This window comes from Cupriavidus sp. F041 (assembly GCF_057814235.1).
Window position 1 is genome coordinate 465778 of sequence record NZ_JBVASY010000002.1, and the last position, 17246, is coordinate 483023.

Here is a 17246-nt window from a genome sequence, read left to right on the forward strand (position 1 = left end):
CGACATGACCCTGCATAAGAACTACATCGACGGCCAATGGCTCGACGGCGCGTCCAACGCCGCGAACGTCAATCCGTCCGACACCACCGACATCGTCGGCCGCTACGCCCAGGCCGATGCCGCGCAAGCCGCCGCGGCCATCGCCGCCGCCCATGCCGCCGCGCCGCGCTGGGCCGCCAGCACGCCACAACAGCGCGCCGATGCGCTCGACAAGATCGGTTCCGAAATCCTGGCGCGGCGCGAAGATCTCGGCCTGCTGTTGTCGCGGGAGGAGGGCAAGACCCTGCCGGAAGGCATCGGCGAGGTCGTCCGCGCCGGCAATATCTTCAAGTTCTTTGCCGGAGAGGCCTTGCGCCTGCGCGGCGACAAGCTGGCCTCGGTACGGCCCGGCGTTGAAATCGAAGTCACGCGTGAGCCGGTTGGGGTCGTAGGCATCATCGCGCCATGGAATTTCCCGATGGCCATTCCCGCCTGGAAGATCGCGCCCGCCCTGGCGTACGGCAACGCGGTCGTGTTCAAGCCCGCCGAACTCGTCCCGGGCTGCGCCTGGGCGCTGGCGGAGATCATCAGCCGCGCGGGGTTGCCGGCGGGGGCATTCAACCTGGTAATCGGGCGCGGTTCGCAGGTGGGGCAGGCTATGCTCGATGACCGGCGCATCACCGCGATTTCCTTCACCGGCTCCGTGGCCACTGGCGGGCGGGTGGCGCAGGCGGCGGCGCAACGGCAGGCCAAGGTCCAACTCGAAATGGGCGGCAAGAACCCGATGGTAGTGCTGAATGACGCCGATCTCGACCTCGCGGTGGAGTGCGCGGTGCAAAGCGCATTCTTCTCCACTGGCCAGCGCTGCACTGCATCGAGCCGGCTGATCGTGGAGGAGGGCGTCTATGGCCGCTTCGTTGAGCGGATGCGCGAACGCACGGTCGGGCTCAAGATCGGTCATGCCCTTGAGGCCGGCACCGATATCGGCCCGGTGGCCAGCGGCGACCAGCTTGAACAGGACCTGCGCTACCTGGCCATCGGGCAGGAGGAAGGTGCCCGGCTGGTATGCGGCGGGGAACAGGTGACACGCGCCACGCCAGGCTTCTACCTCACGCCGGCCATCTTCGCCGATTGCAGCAACGACATGCGGATCTGCCGCGAGGAGATCTTCGGGCCGGTTGCCGCCGTGATCCCAGCCAGGAACTACGAACATGCGCTGGCACTGGCCAACGACACCGAGTTTGGCCTCGCCAGCGGCATCTGCTCGACGTCGCTAAAGCACGTGCAGCACTTCAAGCGGCATGCGCAAGCAGGCATGGTCATGGTCAACGTGCCGACCGCCGGCGTCGACTATCACGTTCCATTCGGGGGCAGCAAGGGCTCCAGCCTGGGGCCGCGTGAGCAGGGCACCTACGCGGCGGAGTTCTACACCACCGTGAAGACGGCTTACGTGGCAGGCTGAGCGATGAAGCTGGCGGCGGCTGGCCGCCAGCACGGCCGCGGACGGCCTTACTTCGGCTGCATGCGGATGGCACCGTCGAGCCGGATCACCTCGCCGTTGAGCATGGTGTTGCCGACGATGGCGCCGACCATCTTCGCGTACTCCGCCGGGCGGCCGAGGCGCGACGGGAACGGCACCATTTTGCCAAGGGCGTCCTGCACCTCTTGCGGCATGCCCAGCAGCATCGGCGTCTCGAAGATGCCCGGCGCGATCGTCATGCAGCGCACGCCATCGCGCGACAGGTCGCGGGCAATCGCCAGGGTCATGGCGACCACGCCGCCCTTGGAGGCGGCGTAGGCGGCCTGGCCGATCTGGCCGTCGAACGCCGCCACCGAGGCGGTGTTGATGATCACGCCGCGCTCGCCTTCGGCGTCGGGCGTGTTGCGCACCATGGCCGCGGCAGCGAGCCGGATCATGTTGAAGGTGCCGATCAGGTTGACGCGGATGGTCTTGTCGAAGGCGTCCAGCGGATGCGGGCCGTTCTTGCCGACCGTCTTGTTGGCGGTGGCGATGCCGGCGCAATTGACCAGGCCGGCCAGGCGGCCCAGCGCGGTGGCGGCGTCCACGACGGCTTGCCCGTCGGCTTCGCTGCTGACGTCGCAGCGCACGAAGCGTCCGCCCAGTTCGGCTGCCAGCGCGGTGCCGGCGGCCTCGTTGAGGTCGGCGATCACCACCTTGCCGCCGGCGGCCGCCAGCATGCGGGCGCTGCCCTCGCCGAGCCCGGAGGCGCCACCAGTGACGATAAATACGTTGTCGCGGATTTCCATGCTTGTCTTCCTCGCTTGAACTTGAGTGTGTGGTTCTTTGATTTTCTGGTGCTGCGGATACGGCATGGTGACATAACGTTTACGTAAACGTCAATTCTGGCTCAAAGGACGGCCATCATTGCCCAGAAACAAAAAAGCGACCCGTAGGTCGCTTTTTTGTTTCATGCAGCGCTTGCGGCGCGCAGATTATTTCAGTGCGTCGAACACGCGCGCGGTGATGTCTTCCACGCTGCCAACGCCCGCGATCTTGCGGTACTGCGGCGGCGAAACCCTGGCCGACGCATCGCCATCGGCGGCCCACCTGGAGTAGTAGTCCACCAGCGGACGGGTCTGCTGGGAGTAGACGTCGAGGCGCTTCTTGACGGTCTCTTCCTTGTCGTCGTCGCGCTGGATCAGCGGTTCGCCGGTGATATCGTCCAGGCCTTCGGTCTTGGGAGGGTTGTACTTGACGTGATAAGTACGGCCCGACGCCACGTGGGCGCGGCGCCCGCTCATGCGTTCGATGATGGCGTCGAACGGCACGTCGATTTCCAGCACGTAGTCGATCGCCACGCCCGCTTCCTTCATGGCTTCGGCCTGCGGAATGGTGCGCGGGAAGCCGTCGAACAGATAGCCGCCCTTGCAATCGGCCGCCTGCAGGCGGTCCTTGACCAGGCCGATGATGATGTCGTCCGACACCAGTCCACCCGCATCCATCACCTTCTTGGCTTCCACGCCTAGCGGCGTGCCGGCCTTCACCGCGGCGCGCAGCATGTCGCCGGTGGAGATTTGGGGGATGCCGAACTTTTCGCAGATGAACTGGGCTTGCGTGCCTTTGCCGGCGCCAGGTGCGCCCAACAGGATCAAACGCATTACGGGTCCTCAGAGTTTTGAATCTGGTATGGCAGGGGGAATGGAAGGAGGGTAACGCCGAAACTTGACGCGAGGCTTACCGCGCCATCAGGTCGGCGCGCCCCGGATCGGAGTCTGGTCTGTTGACGGTCGGCACGCTTTAGCCACTACCTCTGGCGGCGGGCGGGTACCGAACGGGCTCACTCTTCATCTCCCCACCGAGCCTTGGCCGGGCGCCCGGGCGCCCGACGGCTCTGTATCGCCGAGCATTATGCCATGAGGCGGCGCAAAATCGGCTTGCCGCTGCGGTGACATCTGTCATGACTTATGTTGTGGCTTGCGGGATGGCCGTGGTGCCAGGCGGCCACCCCAAATGCTCAAGGTCCTTCTTGTGCCATGGCCTGCGCCCACAGCGCCCGCACGCGTTCCAGGTCGGCCTGCGTATCGACGCCCGGCGCGGGCGCGGCCGCGGTCTCCAGCACGCCGATCCGCTCGCCATGCCACATCGCGCGCAACTGCTCCAGCGCTTCCGTCTGCTCCACAGGCGACAACGCCAGCGTTGGGAAGCGCCGCAGGAATCCCGCACGGTAGGCATAAAGGCCGATGTGGCGCAGCACCGGCATGGCGGGCAACGCCACCTGCGCGGTGGCGGCCGCCGCGGCGGGCACGCCGGCCCAGGCGTCGCGCGCCCAGGGGATCGGCGCGCGGGAGAAATACAGCGCGCGGCCGCCGGCATCGCACACCACTTTCACCACGTTGGGATTGAAGACGTCGGCGATATCGCCGATCGGATGGGCGGCGGTGGCGATGGCGCAATCGGCGTGGTGCGCCAGATGCAGCGCCACCTCGTCGATCAGGCCCGGTTCGATCAAGGGTTCGTCACCCTGGACATTGACCACGATGGCGTCATCCGCCAGGCCCAGCAGCGTGGCCACTTCGGCCAGGCGGTCGGTGCCCGAGGGATGGTCGGCGCGCGTGAGCACAGCCTCGATGCCGTGCGTCGCGCAGGCCGACGCCACTTCGGGCGCATCGGTGGCGACGACCGTGCGCTGCGCCGAAGAGGCATGAGCCCGCTCGGCCACGCGCACGATCATGGGTTTGCCCCCGATATCGGCCAGCGGCTTGTTGGGCAGCCGGGTCGAGGCCAGGCGGGCGGGGATGACGACAGTGAAAGCTGGCAGCGACATGATGCGACCCGCTTATTCCGGCGAGACCAGCCTGCCGGGCACGGTCTGGCGTGCTTCATCGGCGAGCATGATGGGAATGCCATCGCGGATCGGATAGGCCAGTTTGTCGACCTGGCAGATCAGTTCCTGGGCGGCGCGGTCGTGTTCCAGCTTGCTCTTGCACAGCGGGCAGACCAGGATTTCAAGCAGCCGGTTGTCCATCTTGCGTTTCCTTGGTGTGGCCGGCGGCGATCGCGGCGCCCTGCGCGGCGGGCGCGGCCTGGGCGTGCGCGGCGACAGCGCGGCGAATTTTGTCGATCAGGCCCGCGTCGATCACGGGCGTGGTGGGGACGACCCAGATCCGCGGGTCGAGCGGGTCACTGAGGCGCTCGCATTTTACGGCATCCTTCTCGGTGATCAGGATGGCGTCGGCTGCGCGCGCGACGGGATCGCCGGCAAAGGGGTCTTCGGCGAAGTCGTAGTGGTCCGGCAGCGGCATGGTGTCGGGCGCCAGGCCGGCGGCCCGCAGGCTGGCGAAGAACCGTTCGGGGTTGCCGATGCCGGCGGCGGCGAGCACACGCTGCCCGGCAAACGCGGACAAGGGCCTGGCCATGGCCGGGTCGGCCAGTTGCCAGGCGTCGTCGAGCACCAGGCGCATGCCATAGACATCCGGCTTGTCCGGGCTGGCGTGGAAGTCGGGGTCATTGATCAGGGTGGCGTCGCGCCGGCGCGAGAGCGATTCGCGCAGCGGGCCCGCCGGCAGCAGCAGGCCGTTGCCGCCCATGCGCGTATCGAACATCACGATCTCGAAATCGCGCTGCAGCTTGTAGTGCTGCAGGCCATCGTCGAGCAGCAGCACGTTGACGCCGGGATGCGACACCAGCATGGTCTGCGCGCACAGCGCGCGGTCGGGGAAGACCCAGACCGGCACATCGGTGGCGCGGGCGATCAGCAGCGGCTCATCGCCCACGTCCTTGGCCTGCGAGGTTGGCTTGACCCGGCGCGGGTGCTTGAGCGTGACACCGTAGCCACGCGAAACCACGCCCGGACGCAGGCCGGCCTCGGCCAGCGCATGAGCCAGCGCGATGACCGCCGGCGTCTTTCCGGTACCGCCCACCGTCACATTGCCCACAACGATCACCGGCATCGGCAGCCGCGTCGAACGGTACCAGCCACGCCGATATGCCAGCCGCCGCCAGGCACTGATCAGGCCGAACAGCCACGACAGCGGCAGCATCAGCCAGGCGAACCAGCCGCGGCGCTGCCATTGGGCGGTCACGAAGTCGGCAAGGGCGTGGCGGGGAGCGGGCATGGGCGTGGTTGGCTGGGCTGGGCGGTAGTGTTGCGTTGTGAAGGGCGGGAGGCGAGCGCGCGGCGAACCGGCGCCCTGGGCGGGCCGCACCGGCGTGCTACCTAGCCATTATGGGCACCTTGCGGCGCCCCCCGCAAGCCGCGGCTTGCGGGAATCGGGTATTGGGTATCGGGCCGGTCAGTGCGTCTGCGAGCTTTGCGTGGCGAAGGTCAGGCGGGGCAGCCCGGCCAGGCGGGCGGCTTCCATGACATTGATCACGGACTGGTGCGTGGCCTGCGCATCGGCATTGACGATCAGCACCGGCGGCTGGCCGTCGGCCGGACCGGCAACCTCGCGCAGGCGCTGGGCCAGGCTGGTCACGTCCTGCTGGTCCATGACCTGCTTGTTGATCGAATAGACACCCTTGGCCGACACGGACACCACGATCTCGCCGGGGCGCTGCTGCGCCTTTTCGGCGTCGGCGGTCGGCAACTGGATCTGCAACTCGGTATAGCGCGAGTATGTGGTCGTGATCATCAGGAAGATCAGGATCACGAGCAGGACGTCGATCAACGGGATGAGGTTGATCTCCGGTTCTTCGCGCCGCTGGCGGGATCGGAATTGCATGGCGGGTCAGGCGCGGCGCTGCGGCAGGATGGCGTCCAGGAAGGCGGTGGCGCGGAACTCCAGTTCGGCCACGTAATCGTCCACGCGGCGGCGGAAGTAGCGCCAGAAGATCAATGCCGGGATCGCGATGATCAGGCCGAATGCCGTGTTATAGAGCGCCACCGAGATGCCGTGGGCCAGTTGTTCGGGGCTGGCGCCGGACCCGCCCTGGCTGCCGAAGATCTCGATCATGCCGATCACGGTGCCCAGCAGGCCCATCAGCGGCGCCACCGAGGCGATGGTGCCGAGGGCGTTTAGGTAGCGCTCCAGCTCGTGCGCCACCGCGCGGCCGGCCTCTTCCACCACTTCCTTGGCGGCATCGCGCGAGGTATGGGGCTGCAGCACCACATGGCGCAGCCCGGCGGCCAGCACGCGGCCCAGCGGGGAATTCTGTTCCAACGAATTGACCACCTCCGGCGTGGCACGGCGTTGCTGCGCCACCGACAGGGCTTCGTCGTACAGCTTGGACGGCAGCACCTTGCTGCGCTTGAGGCTCAGGAAACGTTCGACGATCAGCGCGAGAGCGATGACCGAAGCCAGCAACAAGGGCCAGATCGGCCAGCCGGCCGCTTGAATGATAGAAAACACGTGGGACCCCGATTCGACAGCTTGTCTCTCATGCCAGCCGCCGCGGCCGTTCGCGTGCTGGCTGTGTTCGAAAAAATCAGGCGCCACTCTAACCCGCAGCACCGGGCGCGGCAAGACGCAGCACGGTGTTGTATCGGAAGCGCATCGCTTGCGGTGGTGCCCGGGGCGTCGACTGGCGGGATGTCCACATGGAACAGGGACAGTGCTGTGGATGAATTGTGGACAGTGGGCTGACAAAGAGGTCAAGCTACTGATTTTAAATGATAAATTGTTTATCGCTTAAAAAATGAGCAGCCAGCGAGTGGCGAAGACATCCTCCGGCCGGCCGGGAAACGGCTAATGCTCAGGCGCCGGCTATCCACATTAAAACAGGACAGTGCTGTGGACCGGTTGTGGACAGAAGCCTGAAAGGACACCTAACTCATTGATTTAAAAGGGGGGTAAAGGGGCTGCTTAAATAATGTGCAGAGCACGCCAGATGGGGCCGCCAGAGAGCTTCCCGCGTCCGGAAAGGGAAAAATCCGACCAAGTCTCCCCCTTTCCACATTCCTCCGGGACAGTCTTGTGGACGGGTTGTGGAAAACTATCTGAGAAGCGGTGTAACTCGTTGATTGGAAAGCGCTTCATTGTTGTTGATTAAAAAATGGGCAGTGCTTGTTTGACGGGGCCATATCGGCAGCCCGGCCGAGTTCCGGGGTGTCGGAACGTGGAGCCTCGAAAAAGCGCTGCAAAAGGCGCGCTTAGCCAATCGGTGACACTGTGTAAGTGACTTGTAATGGGTTATCCACAAGCAGGAGACTTCCAGCAAGGTTGTCCAGAAAAAATGTGGATAACTTTGTGAACAAGCCGGGGGTGCTGCTGGTAAGTCGTTGACGCATAAGGGGTTTGCTTACATTGCCTAAAAAATAAGACGGCGGAAAGGGCATAAGAATCAAAGGCTTGTGTCAAGTCATGCGGTCTGGCGGGGTGGCTGCATTGCGAATGCAGGGAGGCTTGACAGACAGGTTATGCTGTGGACATGTCCATTCCACGCCGCTTGCCCGGCCGTGCGCCATGTCAGAACCGCTGAACTTTTCGCGTGAACCGCAGCCTATGGCGCCTCCCGGCGCACGCGAAGCGATCCCTGTCGGGGAGCTCAACCACGCTATCGCCCAGGTGCTGGAACGCAACTTTCCACTTACCTGGGTCCGGGGCGAAATCTCCAACTTCACACGCGCCGCGAGCGGCCACTGGTACTTCTCGCTCAAGGATGCGCGCGCCCAGATCCGCTGCGTGATGTTCCGCGGCCGCAACCAGCATGTCGGCTTCATGCCGCGCGAGGGCGAGGCGGTCGAGGTCAGGGCGCTGGTGTCCATGTACGAGGCACGCGGCGAATTGCAGCTCGGCGTGGAGGCCATGCGCCGCGCGGGTCTTGGCAATCTCTATGAAGCATTCCTGCGGTTGAAGGAAAAGCTGTCGCAGGCTGGGCTCTTCGCGCCCGAGCGCAAGCGGCCCGTGCCGGCCCATCCGCGCACCATCGGCGTGATCACCTCGCTGCAGGCCGCCGCGTTGCGCGACGTGCTCAGCACGCTGCGCCGGCGCGCACCGCATGTGCCGGTCGTGGTTTACCCTGTGCCGGTCCAGGGTGCCGGCGCGGCGGCCAGGATCGCCGCCATGATCGATACCGCCAGCGAGCGCGACGAATGCGACGTGCTGATCCTGTGCCGCGGCGGCGGCAGCATCGAGGATCTCTGGTCGTTCAACGAGGAAAGCGTGGCACAGGCGATCGCCCGCTGCGCCGTGCCCGTGGTATCCGGGGTTGGCCATGAAACAGACTTCACCATTGCAGATTTCGTGGCCGACGTGCGCGCACCGACGCCTACCGGTGCGGCCGAGCTGGTCAGCCCGGACCGCGCCCACATGCTGATGCAGGCCAACCGCGCGCGCGATGCGCTGGCCCAGGGCATGCAGCGCCAGCTCGACCGGCGCGCGCAGAACCTGGACTGGCTGGCCCGCCGGCTGCGCAGCCCGCAGGCCCAGTTGCAGGAGCGCCGCCTGCAGGTCGACAACCTGATGCGCCACCTGCGTTCCGCGCTGCGCGATACGGTGGCGGCCCAGCGGCACCGGCAGCAGGTGCTCGCCATGCGCTGGGCGGCCGGGCGTCCCGACCTTGCGCTGGCCCAGGCCGAACTGCGCCGCGCCGCCCTGCGGCTGCGCGACGCCACGCAGCGCCAGCACGAGCGCGCCGTCCAGCAGCTCCAGCGCGCCGCCGGCGCGCTGGAGCTGCTGGCGCCGCAGCGCACCCTGGAGCGGGGCTACGCCGTGCTGATGGACCAGCGCGGCCGCGCCTTGCGCTCGCCGGCCGAGTTGCATGCGGGCTCCACGATCGAAATCCATCTGGCCGAAGGCGTGGCCGACGCCGGCATCGCCAGCGTGCAGCCCCGGCTGGCCGAGCTGTAGGTGTGGCGGCGCGTCGGCGGGCCGCCGACAGCGCTTGCATATCGATCAAACTAATATGATCGAAGGGGCTTTGTTTGCCGCGTTTGCGCGGGTATGGCAAGTCCCCTACAATCGACAATTCCTGATCTTCAACCCCACAGAAAGAGACAGAACAATGGAACATACTCTCCCCCCGCTGCCCTACGCTCATGATGCGCTCGCCCCGCACATCTCCAAGGAGACCCTGGAGTTCCACCACGACAAGCATCACCAGACCTACGTCACCAACCTGAACAACCTGATCAAGGGCACCGAGTTCGAAAACTCGACGCTCGAAGAGATCGTCAAGAAGTCTTCCGGCGGCATCTTCAACAACGCCGCCCAGGTGTGGAACCACACCTTCTACTGGGATTCGCTCAAGCCCAACGGCGGCGGCCAGCCCACCGGCGCCCTGGCCGATGCCATCAACGCCAAGTTCGGCTCCTTCGACAAGTTCAAGGAAGAATTCACCAAGACCGCGGTTGGTACCTTTGGTTCGGGCTGGGCCTGGCTGGTGAAGAAGGCCGACGGTTCGCTGGACCTGGTCTCGACCTCCAACGCCGCCACCCCGCTGACCACCGATGCCAAGCCGCTGCTGACCTGCGACGTGTGGGAGCACGCTTACTACATCGACTACCGCAATGCCCGTCCGAAGTACGTCGAGGCATTCTGGAATGTGGTGAACTGGGACTTCGCCAGCAAGAATTTCGCCGGTTGATTTCGCGCTGCCGCCGAGCGGCGGCGGCTTGCGCACCGGACAACTCCGCTGCGTGAACCGCGCCACGGAACGGCAAGCAGAAAAAGGGCCCATCGGGGCCCTTTTCTATTGTTGCGCCGCGATATTTGCGTTCAGCCGTCCCGCCGGCTCAGGCGAACAGGTCCATGCCTTGCACAAGGCGCTTCGCCAGGCGCGGCTGCTTCAACTGATCCAGCCACCATTGCAGCGCGCGGCCCTCATGGTCGCCCCGCCAGGCCACGTAAAGCGTATTGGGCTCGCGCGGATCGGCCGTGCGTTTTTCCACCAGTTCGCCACGCTTGAGCAGCGACGCCACCCGGTACCGCGGCAGCCAGCCGACACCGAGCCCTTCGCGCTGCGCCAGAATCTTGGCGCGCATGCTCGGCACCGCCAGCGAGGCCTGCCCGCCGACCAGGCCGTAGGCGCGTCCCGCCGTGCCGCGCGATGAATCGGCTACCACCACCGCGCGGTGTGCCGAGATGCGTTCCCGCGTGAGCGGTCCTTCCACGCTGGCGAGCGGATGGCGTGGCGCCACGGCGAATACCCACTCCACCACGCCCAGTTCGAACCAGCGCAGTCCTGGAATGGCGGGCGGCTCGTTGGTCGCTCCCACGATCACATCCGCGCGGCCATCGCGCAGCGCTTCCCAGGTGCCGCTAAGGACTTCGTGGGTCAGGCGAATCGCCACGCCGGACTGCAACGCGTCGAAGCTGCGGATCACGGGCATCAGCAATTCGAACTCCAGCACCTCGTCGGTGACGATCCACAGGCGGTCTTCCCAGCCGCTGGCGACCTGCCGCACGCGCTGCGTCATGCGGGCTACGTCCTGCATCAGCCTTGCGGCCTCATCGGCCAGCAGGTGTCCGGCCGGTGTCAGTTGCAGCCGGTAGCGCCGGCGGTCGAACAACAGGGCGTCAAAGCGGCCCTCGAGTTGCCGCGCGGCATGTGAGATGGTCGATGGCGCTTTGCCAAGGCGGGCTGCCGCGCGGGACAGGCTGCCGCCTTCCCTGATGGCTTCCAGTAACGCCAGTTCATCTTCCGACAACATGTTCAATTCCGTCGAACGAGTTCATCGGGAAAATCGTACGGCAAAACGGCGCCGCCGGGGCACTATTCATGCACAGCATCTCATCGCATTCCCGAAACCCCTTTTGTTTGCGGTGCCATCGGCCGGGCAACCAGTCCTGCGGTGGCCCTGTCACCGGAGAACGTCATGACGCTCATCCACCGCATGGCACGCCAAATCAGCGTCGCGGTACTCATGTCCGGCGTAGCCGCGCTCACATTCGCTGCGTTCGCCTTCGTCGCGCCCGCCAGCGCGGCGGAGCGCGCCGGCAGCAGCGCGGTCCGGCCACATACGATCCACGCAAACGGCGTCGCGTTGCACTATCTTGAAACCGGGCAAGGCAGCGGCACGCCCGTCGTGCTGCTGCACGGCTACGCGGAAACCAGCCATATGTGGCTGCCGCTGATGACGCGGCTCGGCGATGAGCGTGTCGTGATCGCACCGGACCTGCGCGGCGCCGGCGCGTCGGAAGTCACGCCGTCGGGCTATGAGAAGAAGAACCTCGCGCAGGATATTCACGCAATGGTCCAGGCGCTTGGCTACCGCAAGGTCAACATCGTCGGCCACGATATCGGCCTGATGGTGGCCTACGCCTACGCGGCGCAGTACCCGGACGAAGTGGAGAGCGTGACGCTGATGGATGCGTTCCTGCCCGGCGTGGGCGACTGGCAGAAGATCTGGCTGCTGCGCGACAAGTGGCACTTCAATTTCTACGGCGATACGCCGGAGAAGCTGGTGAAGGGACGCGAGCGCACGTACTTCGAGCACTTCTGGAACGACTTCGCCGCCGACCCGGCGCACTCGGTGCCGGAAGCCAACCGGCAGCTCTACGCCGCGGCCTACGCCCGGCCTGGCCGGATGCGCGCGGGCTTCGAATTCTTCCATGCGTTCCCGCGGGATGCGGAGGATTTCGCAGCCCTGGCGAAGCAGCCGCTGCCGATGCCCATGCTGGTGCTGGTCGGCGAGAAGGCATCGGGTAATTTCCTGATCGACCAGGCACGCCTTGTCGCCACCCATGTGCAAGGCGTGATCGTCAAGGGCTCGGGACACTGGCTGATGGAAGAAGCGCCGGGGCAGACCATCCCGGCCATCGTGAGCTTCATTAACGCACCGTCGCAAGCGGTTAGCGCCGACTGAAAAAATCTGACGCATCATCGCGTCATCAGGAGTATCGAAATGGGACTGCTCGTCAACGGAAAATGGCAAGACCGCTGGTATGACACCGCATCCACCGGGGGCCGCTTCGTCCGCAAGGACGCGGCCTTCCGCAACTGGGTAACGCCCGACGGCGCGGCCGGCCCGAGCGGCGTTGGCGGCTTCAGGGCCGAATTCGGCCGCTATCATCTCTACGTGAGCCTGGCATGCCCGTGGGCACACCGCACGCTGATCATGCGTGCCCTGAAAGGGCTCGAAGGCATGATCAGCGTCTCCACCGTCCACTGGCTGATGCGGGGCGAGGGCTGGACCTTCGCCGAGGGCCCGGGCGTGGTCCCCGACACGGTCAACGACGCGCGCCTGCTGCACCAGGTCTATACCGCGGCCGCCCCGGACTACACCGGGCGCGTTACCGTGCCCGTGCTGTGGGACACGACGCGATCGACCATCGTCAGCAACGAGTCGTCGGAGATCATCCGGATGTTCAACGCGGCCTTCGATCACCTGGGCGCCAGGGACGGCGACTACTATCCGGAGGCATTGCGCAGCGAGATCGACGAGGTCAATGCGAGGGTGTACGACACCGTGAACAACGGCGTCTACAAATCCGGATTCGCCACCACGCAAGCCGCCTATGAAGAGGCGGTCGCGCCGCTGTTCGAGACGCTCGACTGGCTTGAGCAACGCCTGGGGGCGCGACGCTTCCTGACCGGCGATGCTCTCACGGAGGCTGATATCCGCCTGTTTACAACACTGGTCCGCTTTGATGCGGTCTATGTCGGCCACTTCAAATGCAACCTGCGCCGCATTGCCGACTACACGAACCTCGCGGCTTACACGCGGGATATCTACCAGCTTCCCGGCATTGCGGAGACGGTCAATATCGAGCACATCAAGCGGCACTATTACGAGAGCCATCTCTCGATCAATCCTTCCGGCGTAGTGCCGGCGGGTCCCATGCTTGATTTCGCCTCGCCGCCGGACCGGGCACGGCTGGCATCATAGCCATTCAGCGCGTGCGGCATCTGTTGCACGGCGCTTTCGTTCATACTTCGGGAGCTTGCCCGCGTGCGCGGGTGCCTGCGCTTTCCGATCTTCTCTTTGCCAGCGAGTCCAACCGCCATGATGCTCCATCGCCAATTCTTGTTCGCCGTGCTCATCGCCGCCACCGTCGCCGCGTCCCCGGCCGTGCTGGCCGCCGCGGCTGACGATGGGCCGGCATACGGGCCCGAACTGCAAGGTTTTGACTACCCGGCCCCGGTCCGGCAGTTCGCGTTCACCTCGCAGGGCGAGGCGATGCATATGGCCTACATGGACATCAAGCCGGAGCACGCCAACGGCCGCACCGCGGTTTTGCTGCACGGAAAGAATTTCTGCGCGGCGACCTGGGACGGCACCATCAAGGTACTCAGCGCGGCCGGCTATCGCGTTATCGCGCCTGACCAGATCGGTTTTTGCAAGTCCAGCAAGCCGGCGCGCTATCAGTACTCCTTCCAGCAGCTCGCGCGCAATACCCACGCCTTGCTCGAATCGGTCGGCGTCGGCCAGGCCACGGTCATCGGCCATTCGACTGGCGGCATGCTGGCCATGCGCTACGCGCTGATGTACCCGCAGCAAACGGAGCAGCTTGCGCTGGTCAACCCGATCGGCCTCGAAGACTGGAAGGCGAAGGGCGTGCCTTCGCTGTCGGTCGACCAATGGTACGCACGTGAGCTGGCCACTAGTGCCGACAAGATTCGCGGCTACGAGCAGGCAACCTACTATGTGGGCACGTGGCGTCCCGAGTACGAGCCGTGGGTGCAGATGCTGGCGGGCATGAACCGCGGTCCGGGCAAGCAGCAGGTGGCCTGGAATTCCGCGCTGATCTACGACATGATCTTTACGCAGCCCGTCGTGTACGAGCTGGGCGCGCTCAAGACGCAGACCCTTCTGCTAATCGGCGACAAGGACACAACGGCGATCGCCAAGGACGCCGCACCGCCCGAAGTCCGCGCGAAAGTCGGCAACTATCCGGCGCTGGCGCAGCTCACCCTGAAGGCGCTGCCGAATGCGAAACTGGTCGAGTTTCCGGAGCTGGGCCACGCGCCGCAGATGCAGGATCCCCAGGCCTTCCACAAGGCGCTGCTCGATGGTCTTTCGGCATTGCCCGCGAGCCGGTAGCGCGAACCGCGGGTGAGTGCCGGCAAGTCGCCGGCAGGTAAAGTGCCTCGGCCTGCTTGCGGCACGCGGGCTATGCCTGCTCAAACCATGGAGCGTTCACCGGCATGCTGGCCGCCAGGCAGGGACCGGCAAGGCCGCTCAGGGCATCATCAGCTTGATCGGCTTGGTCAGTGTTTGCCTGGTGGTGGCATAGCCGGCCCAGGGATCCTCTTGCTGCGCGCGGATGCGTTCGTGCAGATTGGTGACGGTCCACTGCGCGCTGGATTCGATGCTATCCAGCTCGGCCCAGTCCAGGGGCACGGAAACGCCAAGCCCGGGACGCGCCCGCGCGGAGAAGGCGGCCGCCGTGGTGGCGCCGAAGCCGTTGCGCAGGTAGTCGATAAAGGTCTTGCCGACGCGATTGCGGGGCCCGCTCCTGGCCACGAAGCGTTCCGGCACGATGCTGGCCATATGCAACACGACTTGCCTGGCGAATGCCTTGACGGTCTCCCAGTCGTGGCGCGCGGAGATCGGCACTACTACGTGGAGGCCCTTGCCACCGCTGGTCTTCAGGAAGCTGCGCAGGCCCAGCTCATCCAGCACGGTCTTCATCATCGCGGCGCCTTCGCGTACGTGGTTCCACGGCACCCCTTCGCCGGGATCCAGGTCGAAGACCACCCGGTCCGGCCTGGCGAGCGCGCGCTTGTTGGCATTCCATGTATGGAACTCGATCACGTTGAACCGGGCTGCCGCGACGATGCCCGCTTCCGTGGCAATTTCAAGCAAGGGCGGATGGTCCGGCCATAGCGCGGGATCGAGCGTGTTGATGCCGGGCATGCGCAATGCATCCCCGTGCTTCTGGAAGAACAGCTCGCCGCCGATGCCGCTGGGGCCGCGCACCAGCGCCACGGGCCGTCCGCGCAGATGCGGCAGCAGCAGCGGGGCGATGGCCTCGTAGTACCCCACGAGGTCGCCTTTGGTCAATCCGGTCGAGGCATCGATGACGCGCCCGGCATGGCTGATCCGCACGCGCGGTGCGGCAGATGGTTCGGGCGTTGCCTTGGCTGTCCCGGTGGAGCGTGTTGCAGGCTTGTTGTTGTGCTTCCGCTTGTCATCCGGCCCGATCTGCGCAGCGCGTTCCACCGAGACCGCGGCGCCCGGCTTGTCGGTGCGCAGGCCGTGGAATACGGCATGGCGCACACGGCCTTCCTGCGTCCAGCTGCCGAAGGAAATCTCGGCCACGAGCTTTGGTTTCACCCAATGCGATGGCATCCTGCCTGCCGGCTCGCCCTCGCAAGCGGATTCCAGCGGCGAGGCGTCCTGCCGCAGGGCAACGAGCTTGCGCGCAAGGCTGGACAACGTATCCGCATCGAAGCCAGTCCCGACCTTGCCGGCATAGCGCAGCCGCCCGCGCTCGTCATGCACGCCGAGCAGAAGCGCGCCGATCCCCTGGCGGGAGCCGGCGGGATCGGTATAGCCGACTACCACGAACTCCTGGCGCTGCGTGCACTTCAGCTTGATCCAGGAGCGCGAGCGGGCCGACACGTAGGGCGCATCGGCACGCTTGCCGATCACGCCTTCGAGCCGGAGCTTGCAGGCAGCCGGCAGCAACTCGGCGGCGCAGGCCTCGAAGCTCTCGCTAAAGCGCAGGTGATCGGAAGGCCTGGCTGTCAGCGCGCGGCGCAACATGTCCCTGCGCACGGATAGCGGCACCTTGCGCAGGTCGAAGCCGTTGCAATACGGCAGGTCGAACAGGAAGTACCGGATTTCGTCGAGTTGCGCGTTTTCAAATGCATTCTGCAGGGCCTGGAAATCGGTCCTGCCGTGCTTGTCGGCGATCACGATCTCGCCGTCGAGCCAGCCGGACTGCAGGCCAAGGCCTGCGACAGCCTGCGCCAGTCCGCGCAGCTTGCCGGTCCAGTCGTTGCCGTTGCGCGTAAACAGGCGCACCTTCTTGCCATCGACTCGGGCGAGCAAGCGGTAGCCGTCGAACTTGATCTCATATAGCCATTCGTCATCGGCCGCCGGTGGTTTGTCGACCAGAGTCGCCAGTTGCGGTGCCAGCAAGAGAGGCAGGGCGGCCGACCTGGCGGCGGGCGGCATATCGTCGGGACCCGGGGAGGCCGTGGCCTGGCTGACGGCGCTTGCGGCCTTGCGTTCCGCGTGTTGCGCCGATTTCCCCGCTGGCTTCGCGCTGGCTTTGCGCTTGCCGGGCAGCACACTGTCGGGTAGTGCTTCCACGATGTCGAATGACGACGCCGCGCGCGCTTCTTCGTCGCGCTCCTTGATCAGCAGCCAGGCGGGCTTGTCCGCATCCTGGTCGCGCCTTGCGTGCATGCGCACCAGCGTCCAGTGCCCGTGCAGTTTTTCTCCATGCAGGGAGAACTTCAGCTTGCCTTCGCGGTATCCCGCATGCGGGTCGCCGGTGGGCACCCAGGTGCCGCGATCCCACACGATGACCGTACCCGCGCCGTATTGCCCCGGAGGAATCACGCCCTCGAAGGAGCCATAGTCGAGCGGGTGGTCCTCGACCTGCACAGCCATGCGTTTGTCGGCAGGGTCCAGGCTTGGTCCCCTGGGCACCGCCCAGCTTTTCAGCGTACCGTCGAGTTCCAGTCGAAAGTCGTAGTGCAGGCGCCGGGCCGCGTGTTTTTGCACGACGAAGGACAGCCTGGCGGCAGGCTTGACCTTTGTCCCCCTGGGCTCGCTGGTGACGCTGAAGTCACGTTTCTGGCGGTATTTTTCCAATGGTCCTGGCATCTCGTACACCTTGGAAGGTAGGTCAGCGATAGTCCGCGCAAGGCGGCCGGGGGAGCGGGGGGAATCAGCCCGACCGGCAGGGTTGTGCGCAATGCGTCGCAGCAATCGTGCCCGGCACACCTGAAGATGTTAGCCAAGGGAATG

General features: G+C 65.6%; 15 protein-coding genes. 6 read left to right on the top strand and 9 right to left on the bottom strand.

Annotation, left to right across the window (positions count from 1 at the left end; all coding sequences use genetic code 11):
- The first annotated feature begins 10 nt into the window (after positions 1-10).
- Complete coding sequence (locus ACZY0R_RS19170; protein WP_488866048.1) at positions 11-1441, top strand: aldehyde dehydrogenase family protein; 1431 nt, start codon at positions 11-13, stop codon at positions 1439-1441.
- Positions 1442-1488: 47 nt separating this feature from the next.
- On the opposite strand, the gene ACZY0R_RS19175 is transcribed toward ACZY0R_RS19170, so the two are convergent.
- The 7 genes from ACZY0R_RS19175 to ACZY0R_RS19205 all read right to left on the bottom strand — a co-directional run bounded on the left by ACZY0R_RS19175 (position 1489) and on the right by ACZY0R_RS19205 (position 6789).
- A complete protein-coding gene (locus ACZY0R_RS19175; RefSeq protein WP_488860393.1) occupies positions 1489-2247 on the bottom strand; it encodes a 3-hydroxyacyl-CoA dehydrogenase in 759 nt (252 codons plus the stop codon).
- A gap of 186 nt (positions 2248-2433) precedes the next feature.
- Positions 2434-3099 (bottom strand): adenylate kinase, encoded by a 666-nt coding sequence (adk, locus tag ACZY0R_RS19180; RefSeq protein WP_488860395.1) that lies wholly within the window; start codon positions 3097-3099, stop codon positions 2434-2436.
- Between the two features lie 356 nt (positions 3100-3455).
- Positions 3456-4265: a 3-deoxy-manno-octulosonate cytidylyltransferase gene (gene kdsB / locus ACZY0R_RS19185; RefSeq protein ID WP_488860397.1), complete on the bottom strand. Its 810-nt coding sequence runs from the start codon at positions 4263-4265 to the stop codon at positions 3456-3458.
- Positions 4266-4277: 12 nt separating this feature from the next.
- The gene (locus tag ACZY0R_RS19190; protein WP_043344047.1) at positions 4278-4466 is read right to left on the bottom strand and encodes a Trm112 family protein; all 189 of its coding nucleotides are present in this window, start codon (positions 4464-4466) and stop codon (positions 4278-4280) included.
- On the bottom strand, positions 4447-5556 hold the full coding sequence (gene lpxK, locus ACZY0R_RS19195; RefSeq protein WP_488860399.1) for a tetraacyldisaccharide 4'-kinase: 1110 nt from the start codon (positions 5554-5556) through the stop codon (positions 4447-4449). Before lpxK ends, ACZY0R_RS19190 begins: the two co-directional genes overlap by 20 nt.
- Positions 5557-5733: 177 nt before the next feature.
- On the bottom strand, positions 5734-6162 hold the full coding sequence (locus ACZY0R_RS19200) for an ExbD/TolR family protein (RefSeq protein WP_488860401.1): 429 nt from the start codon (positions 6160-6162) through the stop codon (positions 5734-5736).
- 6 nt (positions 6163-6168) lie between these two features.
- A complete protein-coding gene (locus tag ACZY0R_RS19205; protein ID WP_488860403.1) occupies positions 6169-6789 on the bottom strand; it encodes a MotA/TolQ/ExbB proton channel family protein in 621 nt (206 codons plus the stop codon).
- Between the two features lie 1053 nt (positions 6790-7842).
- Between ACZY0R_RS19205 and xseA the strand changes: the two genes are divergently transcribed.
- Together xseA and sodB are read left to right on the top strand one after the other, a co-directional pair.
- On the top strand, positions 7843-9228 hold the full coding sequence (gene xseA, locus ACZY0R_RS19210) for an exodeoxyribonuclease VII large subunit (protein ID WP_488860405.1): 1386 nt from the start codon (positions 7843-7845) through the stop codon (positions 9226-9228).
- Between the two features lie 154 nt (positions 9229-9382).
- The gene (gene sodB / locus ACZY0R_RS19215; protein WP_006157940.1) at positions 9383-9964 is read left to right on the top strand and encodes a superoxide dismutase [Fe]; all 582 of its coding nucleotides are present in this window, start codon (positions 9383-9385) and stop codon (positions 9962-9964) included.
- Positions 9965-10112: 148 nt separating this feature from the next.
- On the opposite strand, the gene ACZY0R_RS19220 is transcribed toward sodB, so the two are convergent.
- Positions 10113-11030 carry a LysR family transcriptional regulator gene (locus ACZY0R_RS19220; RefSeq protein ID WP_045236655.1) on the bottom strand — a complete coding sequence of 306 codons (918 nt, stop codon included), beginning with the start codon at positions 11028-11030 and terminating at the stop codon, positions 10113-10115.
- 165 nt (positions 11031-11195) lie between these two features.
- On the opposite strand from ACZY0R_RS19220, the gene ACZY0R_RS19225 reads away from it, so the two are divergent.
- The 3 genes from ACZY0R_RS19225 to ACZY0R_RS19235 all read left to right on the top strand — a co-directional run bounded on the left by ACZY0R_RS19225 (position 11196) and on the right by ACZY0R_RS19235 (position 14363).
- The gene (locus ACZY0R_RS19225) at positions 11196-12185 is read left to right on the top strand and encodes an alpha/beta fold hydrolase (RefSeq protein ID WP_488860408.1); all 990 of its coding nucleotides are present in this window, start codon (positions 11196-11198) and stop codon (positions 12183-12185) included.
- 39 nt (positions 12186-12224) lie between these two features.
- Entirely contained in the window at positions 12225-13208 is a 984-nt protein-coding gene (locus tag ACZY0R_RS19230) for a glutathione S-transferase family protein (protein ID WP_488860410.1), read from the top strand.
- Positions 13209-13325: 117 nt separating this feature from the next.
- A complete protein-coding gene (locus tag ACZY0R_RS19235; protein ID WP_488860412.1) occupies positions 13326-14363 on the top strand; it encodes an alpha/beta fold hydrolase in 1038 nt (345 codons plus the stop codon).
- A 138-nt stretch (positions 14364-14501) separates the two neighbouring features.
- On the opposite strand, the gene ligD is transcribed toward ACZY0R_RS19235, so the two are convergent.
- Positions 14502-17102 carry a DNA ligase D gene (gene ligD, locus ACZY0R_RS19240; protein ID WP_488860414.1) on the bottom strand — a complete coding sequence of 867 codons (2601 nt, stop codon included), beginning with the start codon at positions 17100-17102 and terminating at the stop codon, positions 14502-14504.
- Positions 17103-17246: the final 144 nt, after the last annotated feature.